This is a genomic window from Faecalimicrobium dakarense (assembly GCF_000499525.1).
GTDB lineage: Bacteria > Bacillota > Clostridia > Peptostreptococcales > Peptostreptococcaceae > Faecalimicrobium > Faecalimicrobium dakarense.
In genome coordinates this window covers 1-505 of record NZ_HG529450.1, presented here as the reverse complement: position 1 = coordinate 505, position 505 = coordinate 1, and the positions used below count along the sequence as shown (strand labels likewise).

Here is a 505-nt window from a genome sequence, read left to right as displayed (position 1 = left end):
CAGTTTTCAGAGTATTAACTCTAAAAATGTTGTTACTTAGAAAAATATGAAAATATTTTACAAAAAGTGTTGACATTGATAACTTAAGATGGTATTATAATACTTGTCTTAAAACAAAAGAATAAACACAATATGTGGTTACAATAGCAAAGAGGATACACCTGTTCCCATTCCGAACACAGAAGTTAAGCTCTTTAGCGCTGATGGTACTTGGTGGGCAACTGCCTGGGAGAGTAAGACGTAGCCACGTAATGTGCCGAAGTGGCGGAACTGGCAGACGCACAGGACTTAAAATCCTGCGGGACTTACCTCCCGTACCGGTTCGATTCCGGTCTTCGGCACCATGATTTATTAGGACCATTAGCTCAGTTGGTTAGAGCGCCCGGCTCATAACCGGTAGGTCCGGGGTTCGAGTCCCTGATGGTCCACCATAATAAATTAATTAAGAACTTTGAAAATTAAACAGTAGGTTAATTTATAGAATTTGAAACAACCAAACAAACAT

Annotated in this window: 2 tRNA genes and 1 rRNA gene; all 3 read left to right on the top strand. The window is 39.8% G+C overall.

Annotated elements, in window-relative coordinates:
- Positions 1-133: 133 nt before the first annotated feature.
- The 3 genes from rrf (at position 134) to BN899_RS18280 (ending at position 431) form a co-directional block, all read left to right on the top strand.
- Positions 134-250 (top strand): 5S ribosomal RNA (gene rrf / locus BN899_RS18290).
- 5 nt (positions 251-255) lie between these two features.
- Positions 256-344 (top strand) — tRNA-Leu (locus BN899_RS18285).
- Between the two features lie 10 nt (positions 345-354).
- Positions 355-431 (top strand) — tRNA-Ile (locus BN899_RS18280).
- Positions 432-505 lie beyond the last annotated feature (74 nt).